The sequence below is a fragment of the uncultured Brachybacterium sp. genome (genome assembly GCF_947500705.1).
Classification (GTDB): domain Bacteria; phylum Actinomycetota; class Actinomycetes; order Actinomycetales; family Dermabacteraceae; genus Brachybacterium.
On sequence record NZ_CANMSY010000011.1, the window covers coordinates 31,260 to 53,492 of the forward strand.

19 protein-coding genes are annotated in these 22,233 nt (G+C 69.7%); 11 read left to right on the forward strand and 8 right to left on the reverse strand.

Going from position 1 to position 22,233, the window contains the following annotated elements; translation table 11 throughout:
- The first annotated feature begins 25 nt into the window (after positions 1–25).
- The 4 genes from Q0937_RS15555 (at position 26) to Q0937_RS15570 (ending at position 3,779) form a co-directional block, all read left to right on the forward strand.
- A complete protein-coding gene (locus Q0937_RS15555; protein ID WP_299305547.1) occupies positions 26–1,237 on the forward strand; it encodes a cobalamin-independent methionine synthase II family protein in 1,212 nt (403 codons plus the stop codon).
- Between the two features lie 125 nt (positions 1,238–1,362).
- Positions 1,363–2,508: a glycosyltransferase family 1 protein gene (locus Q0937_RS15560; RefSeq protein ID WP_299305550.1), complete on the forward strand. Its 1,146-nt coding sequence runs from the start codon at positions 1,363–1,365 to the stop codon at positions 2,506–2,508.
- A 206-nt stretch (positions 2,509–2,714) separates the two neighbouring features.
- On the forward strand, positions 2,715–3,458 hold the full coding sequence (locus tag Q0937_RS15565; protein WP_299305553.1) for a gamma-glutamyl-gamma-aminobutyrate hydrolase family protein: 744 nt from the start codon (positions 2,715–2,717) through the stop codon (positions 3,456–3,458).
- Positions 3,459–3,524: 66 nt separating this feature from the next.
- Positions 3,525–3,779: a hypothetical protein gene (locus tag Q0937_RS15570; RefSeq protein WP_299305556.1), complete on the forward strand. Its 255-nt coding sequence runs from the start codon at positions 3,525–3,527 to the stop codon at positions 3,777–3,779.
- A 106-nt stretch (positions 3,780–3,885) separates the two neighbouring features.
- Here the strand turns inward: Q0937_RS15570 and deoD are convergent, their stop codons facing one another.
- The gene (deoD, locus tag Q0937_RS15575) at positions 3,886–4,614 is read right to left on the reverse strand and encodes a purine-nucleoside phosphorylase (protein WP_299305559.1); all 729 of its coding nucleotides are present in this window, start codon (positions 4,612–4,614) and stop codon (positions 3,886–3,888) included.
- Positions 4,615–4,706: 92 nt separating this feature from the next.
- On the opposite strand from deoD, the gene Q0937_RS15580 reads away from it, so the two are divergent.
- Positions 4,707–5,975 (forward strand): MFS transporter, encoded by a 1,269-nt coding sequence (locus tag Q0937_RS15580; protein WP_299305562.1) that lies wholly within the window; start codon positions 4,707–4,709, stop codon positions 5,973–5,975.
- A gap of 72 nt (positions 5,976–6,047) precedes the next feature.
- On the opposite strand, the gene Q0937_RS15585 is transcribed toward Q0937_RS15580, so the two are convergent.
- Complete coding sequence (locus tag Q0937_RS15585; protein WP_299305565.1) at positions 6,048–6,683, reverse strand: L-threonylcarbamoyladenylate synthase; 636 nt, start codon at positions 6,681–6,683, stop codon at positions 6,048–6,050.
- Positions 6,684–6,778: 95 nt separating this feature from the next.
- The gene (locus Q0937_RS15590; protein ID WP_299305568.1) at positions 6,779–7,144 is read right to left on the reverse strand and encodes a DUF952 domain-containing protein; all 366 of its coding nucleotides are present in this window, start codon (positions 7,142–7,144) and stop codon (positions 6,779–6,781) included.
- Between the two features lie 24 nt (positions 7,145–7,168).
- Here Q0937_RS15590 and Q0937_RS15595 point away from each other — a divergent pair, with 24 nt between their 5' ends.
- From Q0937_RS15595 to Q0937_RS15610, 4 genes are read left to right on the forward strand one after another with little or no spacing between them, the layout of a single operon-like run.
- Complete coding sequence (locus Q0937_RS15595; RefSeq protein WP_299305571.1) at positions 7,169–7,543, forward strand: GNAT family N-acetyltransferase; 375 nt, start codon at positions 7,169–7,171, stop codon at positions 7,541–7,543.
- Positions 7,540–8,058: a low molecular weight protein-tyrosine-phosphatase gene (locus Q0937_RS15600; RefSeq protein ID WP_299305573.1), complete on the forward strand. Its 519-nt coding sequence runs from the start codon at positions 7,540–7,542 to the stop codon at positions 8,056–8,058. The genes Q0937_RS15595 and Q0937_RS15600 overlap by 4 nt, the downstream gene beginning before the upstream one ends.
- Complete coding sequence (locus Q0937_RS15605; RefSeq protein ID WP_299305576.1) at positions 8,055–9,515, forward strand: amidase; 1,461 nt, start codon at positions 8,055–8,057, stop codon at positions 9,513–9,515. The genes Q0937_RS15600 and Q0937_RS15605 overlap by 4 nt, the downstream gene beginning before the upstream one ends.
- Positions 9,512–9,949, forward strand: coding sequence for an RNA-binding S4 domain-containing protein (locus tag Q0937_RS15610; RefSeq protein WP_299305579.1), 438 nt, complete (start codon positions 9,512–9,514; stop codon positions 9,947–9,949). Before Q0937_RS15605 ends, Q0937_RS15610 begins: the two co-directional genes overlap by 4 nt.
- A gap of 72 nt (positions 9,950–10,021) precedes the next feature.
- Here the strand turns inward: Q0937_RS15610 and Q0937_RS15615 are convergent, their stop codons facing one another.
- Complete coding sequence (locus Q0937_RS15615) at positions 10,022–11,419, reverse strand: PrsW family intramembrane metalloprotease (RefSeq protein ID WP_299305581.1); 1,398 nt, start codon at positions 11,417–11,419, stop codon at positions 10,022–10,024.
- A 286-nt stretch (positions 11,420–11,705) separates the two neighbouring features.
- Between Q0937_RS15615 and clpB the strand changes: the two genes are divergently transcribed.
- On the forward strand, positions 11,706–14,339 hold the full coding sequence (clpB, locus tag Q0937_RS15620) for an ATP-dependent chaperone ClpB (protein WP_299305583.1): 2,634 nt from the start codon (positions 11,706–11,708) through the stop codon (positions 14,337–14,339).
- 42 nt (positions 14,340–14,381) lie between these two features.
- Here clpB and Q0937_RS15625 read toward each other — a convergent pair whose 3' ends face one another.
- From Q0937_RS15625 to panD, 4 genes are all read right to left on the reverse strand, one after another.
- Entirely contained in the window at positions 14,382–15,563 is a 1,182-nt protein-coding gene (locus Q0937_RS15625; RefSeq protein ID WP_299305586.1) for a hypothetical protein, read from the reverse strand.
- A gap of 162 nt (positions 15,564–15,725) precedes the next feature.
- Positions 15,726–18,686: a leucine--tRNA ligase gene (gene leuS / locus Q0937_RS15630; protein WP_299305589.1), complete on the reverse strand. Its 2,961-nt coding sequence runs from the start codon at positions 18,684–18,686 to the stop codon at positions 15,726–15,728.
- 251 nt (positions 18,687–18,937) lie between these two features.
- Positions 18,938–19,864, reverse strand: a complete 927-nt coding sequence (locus Q0937_RS15635; RefSeq protein ID WP_299305592.1) for an AEC family transporter — start codon at positions 19,862–19,864, stop codon at positions 18,938–18,940.
- 118 nt (positions 19,865–19,982) lie between these two features.
- Complete coding sequence (gene panD / locus Q0937_RS15640) at positions 19,983–20,408, reverse strand: aspartate 1-decarboxylase (protein ID WP_299305594.1); 426 nt, start codon at positions 20,406–20,408, stop codon at positions 19,983–19,985.
- Between the two features lie 68 nt (positions 20,409–20,476).
- Between panD and Q0937_RS15645 the strand changes: the two genes are divergently transcribed.
- Positions 20,477–22,186: a DEAD/DEAH box helicase gene (locus tag Q0937_RS15645; RefSeq protein WP_299305597.1), complete on the forward strand. Its 1,710-nt coding sequence runs from the start codon at positions 20,477–20,479 to the stop codon at positions 22,184–22,186.
- Positions 22,187–22,233: the final 47 nt, after the last annotated feature.

The window sequence follows — 22,233 nt, forward strand, 5'->3', positions numbered from 1 at the left end:
GCGTCGTTGCTCCTAGGCTCTGGGCATGACCGAGATCCTCACCACCCATGCCGGTTCCCTCCCTCGCAGCCCCGAGCTGATCGAGGCCAATGCGCAGCGCCCCGTCGGCGCCGACGGGCTGACCCCCGAACCCACCGCCGAGTTCCGCGAGGTGCTGCGCCAGGCCGTGGTGGACGTGGTGGCGAAGCAGCGCGAGATCGGCATCGCGATCCCCAACGACGGGGAGTACGGGCACCTGATGGGCTCCGCCGTGAACTACGGCTCCTGGTGGTCCTACATCTTCGACCGCGTGAGCGGCCTGGAGCTCACCGGCAGCGACCACTTCTCCTCCGCACCGGTCCGCTCGAGCCCGGGCGACGTGCGCCTGACCACTTTCCCCGACCGTCGTGACTGGACGACGTTCGCCGAGGCCTACCAGGACCCGACCTCGGGCATCACCGTCGGCGCCCAGACCACCTTCCCCGCGGCGACCGGCGCGGTCGCGTTCTCCGACGTGGGTCGCGAGCTTGTCGGCCAGGACGTCACGAACATCCAGGCGGCGCTGAAGGACGCCGGCTACGAGCACGGCTTCCTCAACTCCCTCTCGCCGGGCTCCGGCAGCCGCATCGTCGATGGCCATTACGGCGACGAGGACGCCTTCCTCGACGCGTGGGTCGAGGTGATGCGCCCCGAGTACGAGGCGATCGCCGCCGCCGGGCTCACCGTGCAGATCGACGATCCCTCGATCGCCGAGAACTGGGATCAGATCAACCCCGAGCCGAGCGTCGAGGACTATCTCGCCTTCACCCGCAAGCGGGTCGACGCGGTGAACCGCGCCCTGGTGAACGTGCCCACCGAGCAGACCCGATTCCACCTCTGCTGGGGCTCCTGGCACGGTCCGCACACCACCGATATCGAGTTCCGGCACATCGCCCCGCTGCTGCTGGAGATCGACGCGAAGTACTACAGCTTCGAGGCGGCGAACGTGCGCCACGAGCACGAGTGGACCGTGTGGCAGGACCTCGAGCTGCCCGCGGACAAGGTCATCGTGCCCGGCATCGTCTCCCACGCCACGAACGTGGTCGAGCACCCCGAGCTGGTCGCCCAGCGGCTCGAGCGCTTCGCGAGGATCGTGGGCCCCGAACGCGTGATCGGCTCGACCGACTGCGGCCTCGGCGGGCGCATCCATCCCCAGATCGCCTGGGCGAAGCTCGAATCCCTCGTCGAGGGTGCGAAGCTCGCCTCGCAGCGTCTCTGACCTGGAACGCACCGGCGGCCGCACCCTGCACCCTCGGGTGGCGGCCGCTGCTGCGGACCAAGTGTTCATCCAGAAGTCACACGCTCCTTGCGCGGAAGACCTGCATCCGGAGCATGATCGGCGGCGTGAGGATTCTCTTCGTCTCCGAATCATTCCTTCCGCACATGAACGGGGTCACGAACTCGGTGCTCCGCGTCGTGGACCATTTCTCCGCCACGGGTGACGATCTCGGAATCATCGCCCCGCAGTGGCCGGGAGCTGACAAGCACCTGCGCACCGCCTGCGGTCGACGGGTGAGGGTGCGCCGTATCGCCTCGGCCCCGATGCCGGGCTATTCGGAGGTGCGAATCGCCGCCACCAGCGCCGCAGCGCTGAAGCGACGGATCGACGAGTTCCAGCCCGACGTCATCCACCTCGCCTCCCCGATGATCCTCGGCGGCCGGGCCGTGATCGCCGCCCAGAAGGCAGGAGTGCCCACCGTCGCGGTCTACCAGACCGACATCCCCGGCTACACCGCCCGCTACGGGATGCCGTTCCTGGAGAACGCCACCTGGCAGCTGCTGCGCGACGTCCACAACCGGGCCACGGTGAACCTCGCCCCTTCGACCGCGACCCGGGACCAGCTCATCCAGCACGGCATCGAACGGGTGGACCTCTGGCGGCGCGGCGTGGACACCACCCTGTTCAGCCCGGAGCTGAGCAGCCCGTCGCTGCGGGCCTCGTACGCGCGGCCGGACGAGAAGCTCGTGATCTACGTGGGTCGTCTGGCGGCCGAGAAGCAGGTCGAGGACCTCAAGGTCATCCACGACATGCCCGGCGTACGGCTGCTGATCGTGGGGGAGGGGCCCGAGAGGGAGCCGTTGCGCCGGCTGATGCCGCGTGCACGCTTCGCCGGCTTCCGCACCGGCACCGACCTCGCGGCCCACCTCGCCAGCGCCGACCTGTTCATCCACCCCGGCGAGCTCGAGACCTTCGGACAGACCCTCCAGGAGGCCATGGCCTCCGGCCTGCCGGTCATCGCACCGCGGCGTGGGGGGCCGGTGGACCTCGTCGCCCCCAGCCGCACCGGCTGGCTCTACACCCCGGGCATGCTCGATGAGCTGCGGGAGCGCGCGAGCGACCTGCTCTTCGACGATGCGAAGCGCCAGGCCTTCGGACGGGCGGCCGAGGAGTCCGTGCGCAAGCGGACCTGGCCGGTGCTCGCCGAACAGCTGCGCAGCTACTACCTGCAGGCGATCGAGCAGCACCGGCAGGTCGACGCCCTGCTCTGACCTCGCTGCCACCACCCGCAGTCACAGGCCGCTGTCAGCACCCGCAGTCATGAACCGCAGTCATGAACCGCTGTCACGAACCGCAGACACGGACCGCTGTCACAATCCGCCACATAGCTCGCCCGGCATGCCGCCGGCAGGGTGAACTGGGTCCAGTCGTCGACCGACGGCCCGGAACATCGCTCCTCTGCGGAAGGGACAACATCATGGCGCAGCGCACTCGTCGCCCGCTCATCGGCGTGACCGCGGGGACCCGCACGATGATGTCCGGCGCCTGGGCGGGCCATGACGCCGTGGCGGTCAACGAGCAGTACGTGCGCGCACTGCGCGAGGCCGGCGCCCGCCCCGTGATCATCGCCCCGCAGGACGAGTGGAGCGATGAGGAGATCGCCGAGCTGGACGGCCTCGTGCTCACCGGCGGCACCGACCTCGACCCCGCGGCCTGGGGTGAGGGTTCAGTCCCCACCGACATGACCCCCGACCCGGAGCGGGACACCTTCGAGACGGCGCTCTACCGCGCCGCCCGCCGCAACGACGTGCCCGTGCTCGGGATCTGCCGTGGCCTGCAGATCATCGTCATCGCCGAGGGCGGTGAGCTGCACCGTCATCTGCCCACGGACCTGCCCGCGCATCCCTCGACGGGTCTGGAGCCCACCCGCGTCGAGGCGCAGCTCGATGCGGCCAGCGACCTCGCCCTCGCCCTCGGCACCCGCGCCGTGGTCACCGCCTTCCACCACCAGGGGATCCGCGCCGTCCGCGGGGATCTGCGGATCGTGGCCCGCCATGAGAGCGGCCTGCCGCTCGCGGTCGAGGCCGGATCCGGCTCGAGCGTGCTCGGCGTGCAGTGGCACCCCGAGATCGATGGCCAGGCGGGAGCCGCCGTCTTCGAGAGTCTGCTCACGGCGATCCGCCACCGCGACACGGTCACGGTGGCACCCTCCCTGGTCTAAGATGGGGAGCGGTCGTCCGAGCCCCGTGCCGGACGCAGCCCTTGGTGACACAGAGGAAGAGGCAGCATGAGCAAGCAGCATGTCGCGGACGCGACCGATGCGCAGACGCATCAGGACGAGAACGTGACCTCGAAGGGCAACAGCACCGTCCTGTCGGTGGTGCTCTTCATCGTGCTCTTCGGACTGTTCGTCGCCGGGCTGTACATGATGTCGATGATCTCGATGACTGAGCCTTCCGTGGGCCTCTTCGTCGGCGGGCTCGCCCTGTGCATGGTCGCGCTGTACGGCACCTTCGATCTGGTGCCGCGCTTCCTCTCCTGAGCTCCACCCCTGAATTTCCTCGTGCCCGGCGCCTCACGGCGGCCGGGCACGAGTCATGTGCGGCCGGTAACACTGGCGTGAGTGCCCGCCCGGGAGTGCGCGCCGATCAGCCGACGGGGTGCTTCTCCTCCAGGCGGACGATCGACTCCAGCGCCACCACGATCATGTCCTCGAAGGTCTCCTGACGCTCCTGCGCACTGGTCTCCTCCCCGGTGAGCAGGTGATCCGAGACCGTGCAGAGCGCCAGCGCCCTGCGGGAGAACTGCGCGGCGAGGGTGTACAGAGCGGCGGCCTCCATCTCCACGCCGAGCACCCCGTATCCCGCCAGGGTGCGGGCGGTCTCGGGATCCGGGGAATAGAACTGGTCGGAGGAATACAGACCCCCGGCGACCAGCGGGAGCATGCGCTCCTCAGCGACGTCCGCCGCGATCCGGGCCAGCGTGAAGTCGGCGGCCGGGGCGAAGGAGACGTGACGGAAGCGCGGAACGTTCATCGCGGAATCCGTCGAGGCGGCCATCCCCAGGATCACGTCCCGCACCTTCACCGCCTCCGAGAGGGCGCCGCAGGTCCCCACCCGGATGATGGTCTGCACGTCGTAGTCGTCGAAGAGCTCCTGGGAATAGATCGCCATCGAGGGCTGACCCATGCCGGATCCCTGCGCAGAGACCCGGATCCCGCGGTAGGTGCCGGTGTAGCCCAGCATTCCGCGCACGTCGTTGTACTGCAGAGGATCCTCGAGGAAGGTCTCGGCGATCCAGCGAGCGCGATAAGGGTCGCCGGGCATCAGGACGTAGGGCGCGATCCGGTCGGGGGAGGCACCGATGTGTGTCGACATGCTGCCAGCGTACGGCGCACGCTCGACGCGGCAATTCCAGGCAGCGCCGCCCATGGTGTGTTCTGGCGCCAGATGGCGCACAATGGGTCACCGTGAACGCTCACGATCCTCACCTCGCCGCCTCTGCGCGCCCCGCTGTGCCGACGGCGGTGCGACGAGCCCGCTGGGCCGTCTCCCTGGTCTTCTTCCTCAACGGTGCGTCCTTCTGCGCGATCCTGCCGCGGTATCCGGAGCTGGTGGAGTCGATCGGGCTCAGCAACACCTCCTTCGGCCTCGCCATCGGCATCGGCCCCCTCGGCGGTCTGCTGGCCGGCCTGTTCGCCGCCCGACTGATGTCCCGCTTCGGTTCGGCCCGGGTCAGCGTGGTGATGCAGATCCTCGCCTCCACCACGCATCTGGCGGTCTACCTCTCCGGGTCCTGGCTCTGGCTGACCTGCTCGCTGCTGCTGGCGACGGCGGCCGATGCGATCACGGACATCGCGATGAACGCCCACGGCATGCGGGTCGAGCGGCGCTATCGCCGTTCGATCATGAACAGCTACCACGGCTGGTGGTCGCTCGGGGCAGTGGTCGGCGGTCTGATCGGGGCCGGCTGCGCGCAGCTCGGACTGCCGCTGTGGATCCAGGGCATCGTCGGCATGATCGTGTTCGGTGCCCTCGCCGCCGCCGCGCTGCGCCTGATGCTGCCGGGCGACGACAGCACCGAGCGCACCCCGGTCGCCGCTCCGTCGGCATCCTCCGCAGCCGGAGTCCCCGATGCGGCACCGACCGGCTTCCGGCTGGCCGGGATGAGCCTGCGAGCGCTCGGCCTGGTGAGCGCCCTGGGCATGATCCTGGTGTTCGCGGGCTCCACGGAGGACACCGGCAGCACCTGGGGTGCGCTGTTCATGCAGGACACCTTCGAGGCCACGCCCTTCCTCGCGGGCATGGCATTCGTGGCGCTGCAGGGAGCGCAGACCATCGGCCGCTTCACCGGCGACGCGGTCGTGGACCGGCTGGGAGATCGGGCCACCGCACGACTCGGAGGCGTGATCGCGATGGTGGGGATGAGCTTCGCCCTGCTGGTGCCCTCACCGGCGACTGCAGTGGTCGGCTTCGCCGCCGCCGGGTGGGGAGTGGCGACTCTCTTCCCTGCCGCCTATCGTGCTGCGGATGACCTGCCCGGTGTGCCCCACGGAGTCGGTATCACGGTGGTCGGCTGGTTCGCGCGCCTGGGCTTCTTCCTCACCCCGCCGCTGATCGGCGTGCTCGCGGATGCGATGACCCTGCGCTATGCGCTGTGGATGGTCCCGCTGTATGCCATCGGCATCCTGGTGTTCTCCCGGGTGCTGAGCTCCCGGAGCGTCAAGGCAGGGCACTGACGCAGCTCGTCAGCGCAGGACGCTGAGGCGCCCTCGACGCCGCCGGAGCCGTGAACCGACGGGAGCCTGCGCTCAGAAGCGGCTGCTGTCCCCGGCCCCCTCGCGGGCGATCACGAGGTCTCCGCTGGAGAGATCCACGACGGTGGTCGGCTCGATCCCGACCTCCCCGGAGTCGATGATCGCGTCCACCTGCTCGCCGAGCAGCTCCTGAACCACCCAGGCCTCGGACGGCGGGTCCTCCTGCCCGGGCAGCAGCAGCGTCGAGGACGCGATCGGTTCACCGAGCGCCTCGACCAGAGCGTGTGCCACCCGATGATCGGGAATCCGCACCCCGACCGTGTGCTTCTTGGGGTGCGCGAGCTTGCGCGGCACCTCCTTGGTGGCGGGGAGGATGAAGGTGTACGCCCCGGGAGTCGCGTTCTTGACCAGCCGGAAGACCGGGTTCGAGACCAGCACGAACTGCCCCAGCTGCGCGAAGTCGGCACAGATCAGCGTGAAGTGATGATCCTTGCCGACCTGGCGGATGCGACGGATCCGTTCGAGCGCCTCGACGTTGCCGAGGGTGCAGCCCAGGGCGTAGCAGGAATCGGTGGGGTAGGCGATCAGGCCACCGTCCTTCAGCACCGAGACGGCTTGCTCGATCAGCCGCGGCTGCGGATCCTCGGGGTGGATGTCGAGATACTTCGCGGGGCGACGTGACCTGGCCATGCCCGATGATACGTCGGGGCCTCGCAGATCGTCGATCAGGCGAGCAACCGGACGATCAGCACCGTCCACCGTCGGGGCACGGCCCCTGCCACGGCTCAGGCGACGACCACGAACTCACGGCCGATCCATTTGGTGCGCCGCAGCCGCACCACTGCGCTGACCGGCAGCGGCCCCTTGATATGGGGATAGCCGCGGCCCTTGCCGTCCACATCCGCCTCGATGTCCACGGCGATGCCGGCGGCCTCCACCCGGGCCACCTCGATCTCCAGGATCACGAGGTCCGAGGGACGATCGGGATAGACCCGCTTGGCGACCTTCGAGACCTGCTCCGGCCAGGACGCGTGCAGGAAGCCTTCCTCGGCCAGCTCGCGACCACGCGTCGCACGGGTGTAGGAGCCTGACCGAACGGCTGCCTCCCAGATGGGCAGTTCGGTGATGTGCCAGATCAGGGGCGGAGGCATGACCGGCAGTGTACCGTGACCGGCATGGATGAGACCTCCGCCGGACCTGGCGCGGTGCGCCTGGTCCACGATGAAGACCGTGACCGCTACGAGGCGCTCGACGGCGATGAGCTGGTCGCCGTCCTCGCCTATGGGGACGAGGATCTGCCGCCGGGCTCCGGAAACGGCGGCGCTCTCGGGGTGCGGGTGCGGGACCTGCGCTCGACCGTCGTCGCCCCCGAGCGCTCCGGTCAGGGCATCGGCTCCGCGATCGTGCGCTATGCCCTGGACGACATCCGCGGCCAGGGCTTGAAGACGCGCCCCACCTGCTGGTTCGTCAAGGGATGGATCGGCCGTCACCCCGAATACGCCGACCTGCTGGAGCACCCACCAGGTCGTCGCGAGCAGGAGGGTCGATGACCTACCGGATCCTGACCGTCTGCACCGGCAACATCTGCCGCTCGCCGATGATCGAGTACGCACTGCGCGAGGCTCTGGACCGGGCGGGGCTCGGCGAGCGCGCCGAGGTCGCCTCCGTGGGCACCACCGGCTGGGAGGCGGGCAATCCGATCGATCCGCGGGCCGGCGACCTGCTGCGCCGCCACGGGATCGATGCAGCCGGCCACCGTGCCCGCCGGCTGGACGAGCAGGAGCTGCACCGCGCTGACCTCGTGCTCGCTCTCGACCACGACCATCTCGGGCCGCTTCAGCGCGCGCTCGGCCGCGATCAGGCCGCCCGCACGGTCAGAATGGTGCGGGACTTCGCCCCGACCCCCGTCGAGGACACCGGCATCCGCGACCCCTGGTACGGAGACGAGAGCGACTTCGAGACCACCTGGCAGCAGATCCAGGAGGCGCTGGGCGGCATCGTCGACCATGTCAGCGCCCAGCTCACTGCCGATGAGCGACCGGTCGACTCCCCGGAGCAGCGATGAGCGCCCCGGAGCCGCTCGGCGCCCTGGAGACGGCCGCCGCCCTGCGCAGCGCAGAGCTCGACGTCCTCGAGCTCGCCGAGCGGACGCTCGAGTCGGCCCGCAGCATCGGCGCCGAGACCGGGGCGTTCGCCCATCTGCTCGAGGACCTCACCAGGGAGCAGGCTCGCGCCGTCTCCGAGCGGCTCGACGACGCGCGCCGCCGCGGCGCATCGCAGGACCTCGCCGCGCAGTGGCCGCTGCTCGGAGTGCCGCTGCCGATCAAGGACCTGACTCAGATCGCCGGTGCCCCCTTCGAGGCGGGGAGCGCCGCCCTCGCAGGCAACATCGCGACCGTGACCGACGGGGTGGCCCAGAGGATCCTCGATGCCGGCACCCTCACCATCGGCAAGACCACCACGCCGGAGTTCGGCATGCCCTGCTACACCGAACCCGCGACCGGCGCCCCCGCCCGCACCCCCTGGGACCTGCGCCGCACCGCCGGCGGTTCGAGCGGGGGTGCGGCCGCAGCGGTCGCCTCGGGTGTGGTCCCTCTCGCCCATGGCTCCGACGGCGGTGGATCCGTGCGGATCCCCGCAGCCTGCTGCGGCATCGTGGGCCTGAAGCCGTCCCGTGGAGTGGTCTCGCCCGGGCCCTACGGCAGCGAAGGGATGGGCCTGGTCACCGACGGCGTGCTCGCACGCAGCGTGCGCGATGCCGCCGCCGGGCTCGATCTCATCGCCGGGCCCCGCCCGGGAGACTTCACCCCCTCGCAGGCATCGGGACGCTCCTACCTCGCCCGCCTCGACGAGGAGGCCGAGGCTCCGACCTCGCTCCGGATCGCCGTGCTGCGAGAGCCGTTGGCCGCGGAGACCGAGGTGCACCCGGCCGCCCTGCGCGGGCTCGAACGCGCCCTCCAGGTGCTGCGCGGGCTCGGACATGAGACCACTGAGATCCGCGCCCCCTTCACTCCCGAGGACTGGAAGTCCTTCATGCCGCTGTGGACCGTCGGCGCGGCGACCATCCCACTGACCGAGGCGCAGGAGGGGGCGCTGCTCGAGCTGACCCGCTGGCTGCGCGAACGCGGCCGCAGCTACAGCGCAGTGGAGCTGGCCCAGGCGTTCTCCAGCGTGCAGTCCCTCGCCCGGCGCACCCTGGAGGGGTTCGCTCCGTTCGATCTGGTCATCACGCCTGCCCTGGCCGCGCCCCCTGCCTTCCCCGCGGAGCTCCAGCTCCCCGAGGGCGAGGCGGACTTCTGGGCCCAGTGCGCCTTCACCCCCTGGACCAGCACCTGGAACATGCTCGGCACCGCGGCCCTCTCGGTCCCGGTGCATCGGGAGCAGATCGACGGCAGAGAGCTGCCCTTCGGCGTGCAGCTGGGCGCCACGAGATACGGTGACGAGCCGCTCCTGCTCGCCGTCGCCGCGCGGCTCGAGGCCCACGACCCGTGGCCGCTGGTGCGCGCCCCTCAGCACGCATGAGCGCCACCGGTGACGGGGCCGGACCGCAGACCGTCCGACTCGACGTCTGGTTGTGGAGCGCCCGGCTGATGCCCACCCGCTCGGCGGCGACGGCGGCATGCCGTGGCGGTCACGTGCGGCGCAACGGCGAGCCCGCCAAAGCAGCCCAGAAGATCGTGACCGGGGATGAGCTGCGGGTGCGCTCCCCGGGCCGCGAACGGGTCGTGGTGGTCACCCGGATCCTCACCAAGCGGGTGGGAGCCCCGATCGCTCGCACCGCCTATGAGGATCACAGCCCGGAGCCTCCGCCCCAGCTCGCCGCCGCCCCGCCCCGGCGGGAGCGCGGCACCGGCAGGCCCACCAAGCGGGAACGCCGGCAGTTCGATCGACTGCGGGGGCGCGACTCCGGGGGCGGCGACGAGCAGGAGTTCCCGCTCGGCGATCCCCGGTTCTGAACCCGACCAGGGCCCCGCGTCGATGACGTGGGGCCCTGGGGGATGCGTGCCGGCCCGAGCGCCGCAGTGGGATCAGCGAGCGAAGGAGAGCAGCTCCTGGCGGTTCGTGGTCAACCGGCCGAGCAGGTTCCGCTCGATCTCGACGACCTTGGGATTCGCGCCGTCGGCGAGCAGCCGCTGACGGATCGAGGCGAGGTCGGCGCTCTCCCGGATGAAGCGCTTCATCACCGGTCTGGCGCCGATCTGCCCGGCCCACCGTTTGCCCTCGCGCCGTCCCTTCCAGGTGGCGAGCATGTCGACCTCTTCGTGGGTGAGCCAGCCCTGATTGGCGTAGTCGCCGAGGCGGACCCGGGTCAACCTGGACTCATCCCAGATCAGCACCACGATCGCGATCATCCAGAGCAGCGAGAGCAGCGCCTTGGCGCCGTACATCAGCAGCAGGACCCACAGCCCGCCGCCGAGCCCGGCGAAGAAGTTCCATGCAGCATGGACCAGCATCCCCGGGATCAGCGCAGGGATGAAGACCACGAAGCCCATGATGGTGCCCCACTTGCGCGCCACGAAGCCGACGATGACGCCGGTCAGAGAGGTGTAGATCGCGTGGCCGAAGATGTTCATCACCCCGCGCAGGATGAACAGGAACAGCACCTGACCAGCGCCGAAGCTTTCGAGCCCGCGGGTGTAATAGATGATGTTCTCGGTGAAGGCGAACCCGCCGCCGATCAGCGACCCGTAGATCAGGCCATCCAGCGGCCCGTTGAAGTAGCGGCGTGCGAGCACCATCAGCAGCAGCAGCCCGAGCCCCTTGGTGGTCTCCTCGACCAGCGGTGCGCTGACCACCGGGCCGGCAAAAGCGACGGCCGCCTCGCTGCCGGTGATCACGTAGACCAGGTACGAGTTCAGGCTGTTCAGGATGTAGCTGAGACCGGCGGCGATCGCCGCGCCCCAGAAGACCGCGATGATCAACAGGGGCAGGGGCTGGGGATCCCAGCGGTCCGCCAGCAGCATGATCCCGGCGATGACCAGCAGCGAGATCCCGGCGAGGAAGGCGGTGACCGGCCACCAGATCGGGTTCGAGCTCGCGGTCAGGACGAACTCGAGGAAGAACCAGCCGAGCACCAGCAGCACGAAGAAGCCGAGCACCACGAGCGCGAGCCATACCAGGACGCTCACGGTCGGCAGTCTGGTGGTGCTCTGTGCGACCTCCTGCACCCGGCGGGTCTGCGTGGACCACGCGGACTGCGGCTGGGCCTGGTCGGGACGCTGGATCTGCGCCGGTGCGAACCGGGCTGCCGTGAGGCCCGAGGCCGGCCGCACGGAGGTGTCATAGGCGCGCGGATTGCCGTAGTTGATGTAGCGCGGCTGGGACTGGAACGACGGTGAGCCCGGCGCGGAGTGCGAGGCACCGGGGCGCGGCCGCCCGTTGGGCATGTGCTGGCCGCCGGGCTGCTGGTAGGGGGGCTGGGACATGAGGGCCTCTGTTTTCGCGGCAGGGGTGTCAGGGAGAGCTGTGCAGCGCGTGGTCGACGCCGATTCCCCTGGACGGACGAGTCATGGCGCCAGTGCGATGCTACAGGTGTGTGATCCCATTCTCACCGAGAGACAGGGGCGCAGGAGCCGTTGTGGATGACGCCTGATGGACGCTCGGAGCGTCCGCTGCCGAAGATTCCTAGAGTTGAGCGGAATAGACTCAACTTCATCGGCGTTGACCAGAACGGATGTCACCGACCACCGAGGCGCACAGGAGAGGAGCACCGTGGAATTCCAGTTCACCACCCGCTCGCAAGAAGCGGTCGCCGCCGCAGCGGAGAAGGCTGCCGAGCTCGGCAACCCCGAGATCAGCTCGATGCACCTGCTGTGGGCCCTGGCCGACCAGGACAACGGCATCGGCCGTGCGGCGCTGGTCGCAGCCGGTGCCGATCCGCTCGAGGTGATCCGCCGCGCCGCCCAGGCGATCGACTCGTTGCCGCGAGCCAGCGGGGGCTCCTCACCCACCTTCATCGGCACCGGCTTCGATGCGCTCGAGACGGCGCGTCGCGAAGCCGACGCCGCCGGCCGCACCTATCTGTCCACCGAGCACCTGATGCTCGGCATCGCACTCGGCAAGGACGCCGCCGCCCGGCTGCTCGCCGCCTCCGGTGCGACCCCACAGGCACTTCGCGATGCCGTCACCCAGCTGACCCCAGGAGATGACCGAATGAACCAGATGGATTCGCAGAACCCCGAGGGCACCTTCAAGAGCCTCGAGAAGTTCGGGGTGGACCTCACCGAGCTCGCCCGCGAGGGTCGGCTGGACCCGGTCATCGGCCGGGACGCGGAGATCCGCCGCGTCGTGCAGGTGCTCTCCCGACGCACCAAGAACAACCCGGTGCTGATCGGCGAACCCGGCGTCGGCAAGACCGCCGTGGTCGAGGGTCTGGCCCAGCGCATGGTCGCGGGCGACGTGCCGGATTCCCTGCGCGGGAAGCGGCTGGTGTCGCTGGACCTCTCCTCGATGGTCGCGGGATCGAAGTACCGCGGCGAGTTCGAGGAGCGCATGAAGGCTGTCCTGGACGAGATCCGCACCAGCAACGGCCAGATCGTCACCTTCATCGACGAGCTCCACACCGTGGTGGGTGCCGGCGGCTCCGGGGACGGTTCGATGGATGCGGGCAACATGCTCAAGCCCATGCTGGCCCGAGGCGAGCTGCGGATGGTCGGGGCGACCACCCTGGATGAGTACCGCGAGAACATCGAGAAGGACCCCGCGCTCGAGCGGCGGTTCCAGCAGGTGTTCGTGGGGGAGCCGAGCGTCGAGGACACCGTGACGATTCTGCGCGGACTCAAGGACAAGTACGAGGCGCACCACAAGGTCACCATCACCGACTCCGCACTGGTGGCCGCTGCGACCCTCTCCTCGCGCTATATCTCGGGCAGGCAGCTGCCGGACAAGGCCATCGACCTGGTCGATGAGGCGGCCTCCCGCCAACGGATGGAGCTGGACTCCTCCCCGGAGCAGCTGGACATTCTGCGCCGTCAGGTGGATCGGCTGAAGATGGAGGAGCTCGCGCTCGCCGGCAGCGAGGACCCTGGCAGCATCGCGCGGCTCGAGTCGGTGCGCTCCCAGCTCGCCGACCGCACCGAGCAGATGGGGGAGCTCTCGGCGCGCTGGGAGCGGGAGAAGGCCGGCCTGAACCTGGTCGGAGATCTCAAGGCGCAGCTCGAGCAGCTGCGCATGCATGCCGATCGGGCACAGCGGGAAGGCGACCTCACCGCCGCCTCGAAGATCCTCTACGGCGATATCCCCGCCTTGAAGGAGCAGCTGCGAGAGGCGGAGGAGCAGGAAGCCGGCATCGCCGGCGAGCAGGAACGGCCGATGGTCGCCGACCACGTCGGCCCTGATGACATCGCCGACGTCGTCTCCGCGTGGACCGGGATCCCTGCCGGTCGCCTGCTGCAGGGGGAGACCGAGAAGCTGTTGCAGATGGAGGAGAGCATCGGGCGCCGGCTGATCGGGCAGGTGCGCGCCGTCGGCGAGGTCTCCGATGCGGTGCGTCGCGCGCGCGCCGGCATCTCCGACCCGAACCGTCCCACCGGCTCCTTCCTCTTCCTGGGGCCCACGGGTGTGGGCAAGACCGAGCTCGCCAAGGCTCTCGCGGAGTTCCTCTTCGACGATGAGCGGGCCATGATCCGCATCGATATGTCGGAGTACTCCGAGAAGCACACCGTGGCGCGGCTCATGGGTGCCCCTCCGGGCTATGTCGGCTACGACGAGGGCGGCCAGCTCACCGAGGCCGTGCGCCGCAGGCCGTACTCGGTGGTGCTGCTCGACGAGATCGAGAAGGCTCACCCCGATGTCTTCGACGTGCTGCTGCAGGTGCTCGACGACGGCCGGCTCACCGATGGTCAGGGACGGACCGTGGACTTCCGCTCCACGATCATGATCCTCACCTCGAACCTCGGCTCCCATGCGCTGCAGGATCAGACGCTCGAGGAGAAGGAGAAGCACGAGCGGGTGATGCAGGTGGTGCGGGCCTCCTTCAAGCCGGAGTTCCTCAACCGCCTCGACGACATCGTCATGTTCGATGCGCTGGACCGCGAGCAGCTCACCAGCATCGTCACGCTGCAGATCCAGGAGGTCGCCGCGCGTCTGCGCGACCGTCGCATCACCCTCGAGGTGGACGAGGCCGCGACCCGCTGGCTCGCTGCCGAGGGCTTCGACCCGATGTACGGGGCGCGACCCCTCAAGCGCCTGGTCCAGAAGGAGATCGGCGACGGGCTGGCCCGGCTGATCCTGAAGGGCGAGGTCCAGGACGGCCAGCGCGTCGAGGTCACGGTGGAGGATGGTTCCGGGCTGGAGCTGACGGTGCTCGGTGACGGTGCTGAGGAGGATGCTCCCCTGCGGGTGTGAGACGTCTCCTTTCCGAGACCCCTCGAGACAGGCGGTGCGGCCTCATCCCTGCGGGTCCCAGGGTGTGGGGAGGTACTGGCGGCGCAGGTCGTAGTAGCGCTCGGACTCGGTGATCGCGTCCACGCTGTGCTGCCATGTCTGCCCGAGCTCCAGGGTCGACCGCTCCGCGGTGCGCAGAGGAGCGGCCGCCTCCGGGCTGAGGGGTTCCACCAGATCCGCTCCGGTGCCGATCAGCTCCGAGGCCGTCCGGGACAGGGCGGGCACCGGGGTCGCGGCCAGGATGTCCGCCATCGCCCCGGCATGGCGGTACATCCCTCGTTCGCCGGCGCGCACGATGCCCGCCAGGTCCCCGTCCCCGATCGCGGAGGAGACCTCCTCGCTGGTCTGCATGGCATTGGCGAGCCCCTGGTCGATGCCGGAGATCATCTGACCCGGCACGGAGTCGCTCCCGAGGATGGCACTGGAGATGGTGTGGGGGAGCTGCACCATCGAGACTGCCGGGGTGAGCGCCCCCAGGCCGCTCTCCTCGAGATTCTGCTCCGTCCGGTCGAAGAGCTGCCCCATGCCGCTATGCACCCCCATCAGAGTCTGCACCGCGCCCACCACGGGGATCGCCCCGAGGCCGAGCTTCCGATCGAGCTGCGCCTCGGCGAGGATCTCGGGGTCCAGCGCGAACTCCTCTCCCTCGGGGAGCGGTCGAGGCGCGGGGATGGTTCGCAGCGGATCCTGGTGCATGAAGGGCCCGCCGATCATCGGCCGGAGGTCCTCCAGATCGGGCAGCCGAGGCAGACGATCCACGAACCGCAGCGGGTCCGGGTGCATGAAGGGCCCGCCGATCATCGGCCCCCACTCCGTATCGCCGGTCCCGCGCAGCAGTGGCGGGCCCACGGCCGGGTCAGGGATCCAGGGCGGGGTCATGCGCACACCGAGCGGATCCCCGGCCGGTCCCGGAGCAGTCTCGGGCTGGGAGCAGAAGTCCTGCTCCGCAGCCTCCTGCTCGAGCAGCTCGCCGAGCTTCCGGAGCCTCTCGACCAGCCGGACCACGGTGTCGACCACTTCCGCGGTGCGCCGGCGGTGATCCGTCGCGTCCGGGCCGAACCAGGCTGCGGTGTGCACCGCGCGTGCGGCAGCGGTGATCACCGCTTCCAGCTGAGCCGCGCCGGTGGCGAACTCGGCGGACAGCTCTGTCACGGCTTCGGTCTCGGATCCCCAGAAGGTGTTCATGCCCTGACCGTAGGAAATCCGCCCCGCGACCGCTGGGCATCAGGGGGAGATGTGGACTGCCGCGGGATGTGGAGGAACCGTCGCCGGCGCGGGACCGCCCGGGCGGCAGACCGCCCCGGGGACCTGCAAGGGGTCCCCGGGGCCGTCGGCCCGCGTCACTGCTCAGACCACGATGTTCACGATCTTCGGCGCGCGGATGATCAGCTTGCGGACGGTCTGGCCCTCCAGCAGCTCCTGCACGCGCGGCTCGGCCATCACCGCCGCCTCGAGATCGGCCTCCGAGATCTCCGGATCCACCTCGAGGCGGTGGCGCACCTTGCCCTTGACCTGGATCACGCAGGTGACCTGCTCGGCCTTCAGCAGTTCCGGATCCGCCACCGGGAAGGCGACACGCGAGATGCTGCTCTGATGGCCCAGTCGTGCCCACAGCTCCTCGGCCAGGTGCGGCGCGAGCGGTGAGACCATCAGCAGCAGCGGCTCGACGGCCGCACGCGGCGTGGAGCCGTGGGCGATCAGGTGCTTGGTCAGATGGTTGACCAGCTCGATCAGCTTCGCGATCGCGGTGTTGAAGTGCATCCTCCCCATGTCCCGGGTGACCCCGTCGATGGCGCGGTGCGTCGCCTGCTGGATGGCGAGCTCGGCGGGCTCGGCGGAGACGTTCAGCTCCCCGGTCTCCTCATCGACCGCGAGGCGCCAGAGACGCTGCAGGAAGCGCTGGGAGCCGACGACGGCACGGGTCTCCCAGGGGCGGGAGAGGTCCAGCGGACCCATCGACATCTCGTACACGCGCAGGGTGTCCGCGCCGTACTCCTCGTACATGTCGTCGGGCGCCACCGCGTTCTTCAGCGACTTGCCCATCTTCCCGTACTCCTGGGTGACAGGGTCACCCTGGTAGGTGAAGGTGCCGTCGGACTCGGCGACGACCTCCTCGGCCGGGACGTGGATGCCGCGGGCGTCCGTGTAGGCGAAGGCCTGGATGTAGCCCTGGTTGAACAGTCGGTGGAAGGGCTCCTGGCTGGAGACGTCCCCCCGATCGAAGAGCACCTTGTGCCAGAAGCGTGCGTACAGCAGGTGCAGCACCGCGTGCTCGACCCCGCCGACGTACAGGTCCACGCCGCCCACGCCGCCGTCCTCGCGGGCGCCGAGCCAGTACTTCTCGTTCTCCGCACGCACCAGGACGTCGTCCTCGGTCGGGTCGATGTAACGCAGGTGATACCAGGAGGAGCCCGCCCACTGCGGCATCGTGTTGGTCTCGCGGCGGTAGGTCCTGCGCCCCTCGCCCAGATCCAGCTCGACCTCCGCCCATTCGGTGGCGCGGGAGAGCGGGGTCTGCGGCTCGGTGTCCGCATCCTCGGGGTCGAAGGTCTTGGGTGAGAAGTCGGCGACCTCGGGCAGGTCCAGCGGCAGCATCGACTCCGGCAGCGGGATCGGCACCTCGGGTGCCGCCGGGTCGTAGACGATCGGGAAGGGCTCGCCCCAGTAGCGCTGGCGCGAGAACAGCCAGTCCCGCAGCCGGAAGGTGGTGCGGGCGCGTCCGAAGCCCTTCGCCTCGGCGTAGGTGGTCGCCTGCTGCTTGGCCTCGTCCTTGTCCAGGCCGTTCAGATCCAGCTCGGCGTTCGCGGAGTTGATCTTCCGGCCTTCGCCGGTCCAGGCGCCGCCCTCGAAATCGGCCGGCGGCTGCACGGTGCGGATCACCGGCAGCGAGAACTTCGAGGCGAAGGCGAAGTCGCGCTCGTCCTCGGCCGGGACCGCCATGATCGCGCCGGTGCCATAGCCGGTCAGCACATAGTCCGCGGTGAAGACGGGCAGCACGCGGCCGTCCATCGGGTTCGTCGCGGTCAGCCCGGTGAACACGCCGGTCTTCTCCCGGTCGTCCGCGGTCCGCTCGTCCTCATCGAGGGAAGCGGCACGCGCCCGATAGGCCGCCACAGCCTCGCCGGGGGTGGCCGCGCCGCCGGTCCAGGACGCTTCGGTGCCCTCCGGCCACGCCGCAGGCAGGGACGAGGGATCCGCGAGCAGCGCATGCTCGGGGGAGAGCACGCAGAAGGTCGCGCCGAACAGCGTGTCCGCGCGGGTGGTGAACACGTCGAAGGATGCGTCGGGGGCTGATGTCAGACCCATGGCGGGGAAGGTGATCTGCGCGCCGTGGCTGCGACCGATCCAGTTGCGCTGCATGGCGCGGATCGACTCGGGCCAGTCCACCCGGTCCAGATCATCGATGAGGCGGTCCGCGTAGGCGGTGATCCGCATGTTCCACTGGCGCAGGCGCCGGGTGAAGACGGGGAAGTTCCCGCGCTCGGAGCGACCCTCGGCGGTGACCTCCTCATTGGCCAGCACGGTGCCCAGGCCCGGGCACCAGTTCACCGGGGTCTCCGAGATGTAGGTCAGGCGGAAGCAGTTCGCCAGCTCGGCGATCTCCTGGTCGGAGGCGGCGGTGACGTCGGCGGGGGAGCGGCCCGCCCACTCCTGCGGCAGCTCGATGCCCTGACGGTCGGCGAGGGTGAACGGATCCACGGTCCCGCGGCGCAGCTCCTCGCGCAGCTCGGCGATCGATCGCGCTCTGCCCGTGATGCCGTCGGCGTTCTGCGCCGTCGGGTCGTACCAGGAGTCGAAGATCCGCAGGAAGATCCACTGCGTCCACTTCACGAACTCGGGATCGGTGGTCGCCAGCGAACGACGGGAGTCGTGGGAGAGCCCCAGCCGATGCAGCTGGCGGCGCATGTTGGCGACGTTCGCCTCGGTGGTGATGCGCGGATGGGTGCCGGTCTGCACGGCGTACTGCTCCGCCGGCAGGCCGAAGGCGTCGTAGCCCATCGTGTAGAGGACGTTCTTGCCCATCATCCGCTGATGGCGGGCGACCACGTCGGTCGCGATGTATCCCAGCGGATGCCCCACGTGCAGCCCCGCCCCGGAGGGGTAGGGGAACATGTCCATGATGTACATCTTCTCGGCGGCCGCGCCGCCGGAGGTGGCGGCGGCCTGTTCGATCGACTCGGCAGAGCCGCGGAGCTCGCCGACGGGGTTGTCGGCATGGAAGGTGCCGTCCTCGTCCCAGCGCTGCTGCCAGCGGCGTTCGATCTCGTCCGCCACGTCGGCGGTGTAGCGGTGCGGGGCCTCGCTCATGGGTGAATCGTCCTCCGAAGGATCAGTGCGGCTGGTGCCGCCAGGCGTCTCGTGACATGAAAAAACCCTCGCGCAGGCGAGGGGAGCCGCATCGGTGCCTCACGTGCGCACCGCCACGCTCTCAGGAGCGCGGGGTGGGCGCGGGCCTTGTCCGACGCGGCTGCATAAGCAGGAGCCGTCGAGTCACCGTCCTATCGTACCGCGCCGCGGCCCGTGCCCAGAAGGACGCCCGCGAGCGTGCCCGGGCGCGCTCAGACCCCGAGCACGGCCGAGATCAGCAGCAGCACCAGCACGGTGCCGATCGTGGTGATCAGCACCGTGTCCCGGGCGAGGTTCTCCGAGGCCCGGTAGCGGGCCGCGGCGACGTAGACGTTCTGCGCCGTGGGCAGGGCGGCCATCACCACCACCTCGTAGAGCGAGACTCCCCGCATCCCCAGCAGCAGCCCGACACCCAGCGCGATCACCGGCATCAGCAGCAGCTTCGAGCTCGAGGCCACCGCGATCAGCCCGCGATAGCCGTCATCCTTCGCCAGCGGTCGTGAGCCGTACAAGGAGAGTCCGTAGGCCAGCAGCATCGCGGGAATCGCCATATCCGCGAAGGACTGGACCGGCTCGAGCGCCACCGCCGGGATCTTCACGCCCACCAGCACCAGGAGCAGTCCGATGGCCGAGGCGATGATGGTGGGGTTCGCGACGATGCTGCGCAGCACTCCGGCGGGGCCCGACGAGTCCTTCTCAGTGATCCGATGCAGCACGAACAGGTACAGCGGCGTGTACACCGCCTGCTGGAAGAGGATCACCGGGAGCGCGTGGGAGATGTCCCCGAGCACGTAGAGGGCGATCGGGAAGCCCATGTTCGCGCCGTTGACGACCGAGCCGCTGATCGCGGTCATCACCAGATCGGCGCCCCGGCGTTCCGTCAGCAGCCTCACCACGAGGATCACGATCGCACCGGTGGTGAGCCCCGAGATCCCGGCCACGGCCATCGGCAGCGAGAGCACCTCGGTCACGTCGGACTCGAGCAGTCCCACCAGCACCAGGGCGGGGGAGGCGATGAAGAAGGTCGAGCGGTTCAGGACATAGCGGCCATGCGGGCCGAGCACGCCGGCGCGTCCGACCAACCAGCCCACGCCGATCATGGCCCAGACGATGAAGAAGCCGGCCAGAACACCGCTCACGGCGGCGGGAGGACGGAAGGGGTGATCACCGGACCGAGCCTAGACGGCCTGCGGGAAAGGGGCTTCCCTCGTTCAGCGGTCGGACGTCTCCGAGGGCGGGGACCGTGATCGGCAGCGGTCAGCGCATCCCGTGCGAGGTGCGGCCGTCGATCTGATCGCTGCTGCCGGGAACCGGCTCGGCGCCGTCGGAGCCGAGTGCCACGATGCGGTTCTCCGCATCGACATGGACCACCCGAGGATGATGGGAGGAGACCTCCGTCTCGTCCAGCTGGCCATACGCGATGATGATCACCAGGTCTCCCGTGGTGACCAGGTGCGCTGCGGCACCGTTGATGCCGATCACTCCGCTGTCGCGCTCCCCCTCGATCACATAGGTGATCAAACGGTGGCCGTTGGTGATGTCCACGATCGTGACCTGCTCGTTCTCGACCAGACCCGCGGCTTCCGTGAGGGCAGGGTCGATCGTCACCGAGCCGACGTAGTGCAGGTCTGCCTGCGTCACGGTGGCCCGGTGGATCTTTGAGGTCATCAGAGTGCGCAACATCGCTCCTATTCTCTCATCACGCCCGCATGCTGGATGATGAGAGCGTCCGTTTCGTCAGGAGGATCACCATGCCCAAGGCCCGCCGCAGTTCAGCACGCCGTTCCGAGCGGTTCGAGGACATGGCGCTGCCCGACGAGCTGCTCGGGGTCCTCGCCGAGCAGGGGCTCGAGAGCGCCTTCGAGATCCAGTCCGTGATCCTTCCCGACGCGCTCGCCGGGCGGGACGTGCTGGCCCGTGCCGAGACCGGCTCCGGCAAGACGCTCGCGTTCACGCTCGCGATGGCCTCCCGCTTCCGCGGTCGCAAGATGCATCGCAAGCGCCCGCTCGGAGTGGTGCTGGTGCCCACCCGTGAGCTGGCGGTGCAGGTCGTGGACACCATCCATCCCTTCGCCCGGGCCGTGGGCATCAAGGCGCAGCTGGTCGCCGGCGGCATGAACATCGAGAAGCAGGCCGACGCGGTGGCCCGCGGTGTCTCGATCGTGGTGGCCACTCCGGGCCGGCTGATCGATCTCGCCGAGCGGGGCGCGCTCCAGCTGGACCTGGTGGAGACCACGGTCATCGACGAGGCGGACCATATGGCCGACCTCGGCTTCCTGCCCGACGTCAGCGACATCCTCGCCGCGATCCCGATGGGCACTCAGAAGATGCTCTTCTCAGCCACCCTGGACGGGCAGGTCGAGCAGATCGTCGACAGCTTCCTGGTCGACCCCGTCAGCCACGAGACCACCCCGGTCACCGCCGCAGTGGCCACCATGGACCACCATGTGCTGGCCATCGCCCCGACCGCGAAGCGAGAGGTCACTGCCCAGCTCGGGGCCCGTGAGGGCCGCACCCTGATGTTCACGCGCACCCAGCTCGGTGCCGAGAGGGTCGCGCAGGAGCTGGTCGAGGTGGGCATCGGCGCTGCGGCCCTGCACGGCAACAAGCAGCAGGGGCTGCGCACCAACGTGCTGGCCGGATTCCGTGAGGGCGCCTATCCGGTGCTGGTCGCGACCGACGTCGCCGCCCGCGGCCTCCACATCGACGACGTCACGATGGTGGTGCATGTCGACCCCTCCGATGATGTCAAGGAGTACGTGCACCGTTCAGGCCGTACCGCACGTGCGGGAGCGACGGGAAGCGTGGTCACGCTCGCCCTGCCGCATCAGCTCGCGAAGACCCGCAATGTCCTCGCCGGTGCCAAGGTCGAACCGACCTGGATCGATGACGTCGACTCTGCGGAGGTTCCCGCTCTCGCCGAGCTCGGCGGGCGGACTCCTGCCGGCGAGCCCGCGGAGGATCCCGCGACCGTGAAGTACAAGGGCGCTCCGCGCAAGCTCGATCTGGGACGCAGAGGCCGCGGCGGGGCCGATGCCGGCAAGGCCGAGGAGCGACGTGCGAACGAGGAGCGGCGCGCCTCCTGGGAGGATCCGGAGAGCGCCGAGGACGGTGCACGATCGGGGCGGGGCGGTGCCCGCTCCGGGCAGCGGGGCGCCCGCTCGGGGCAGCACAGCGCACGTCAGGGTCAGGGTCAGGCCCAGGGCCAGGCTCGCCGCGGCGGAGGCCGGGGCCGTGATGGTGCCGCCCCCGAGGAACGGAGCCGTCAGGACGGTGCCCGCTCCGCCGGCGGCACCGGTGGCCGAGGAGGGGCAGGGGACCGTGGCCGCTCGGCAGGCACTGGCAGGGCAGAGGACCGCGGACGCTCCGCAGGCGCCGGCAAGGGCCCTGCAGGCACCGGCAAGGGGCGCGGACGCTCCGGCGCACCGACCCGTGCCCCGCGTCGCCGTGGCGGACGATGAGTGATGGAAATCCGGTTCGATGACGAGCAGGTGAAGCGCCGAGGAGG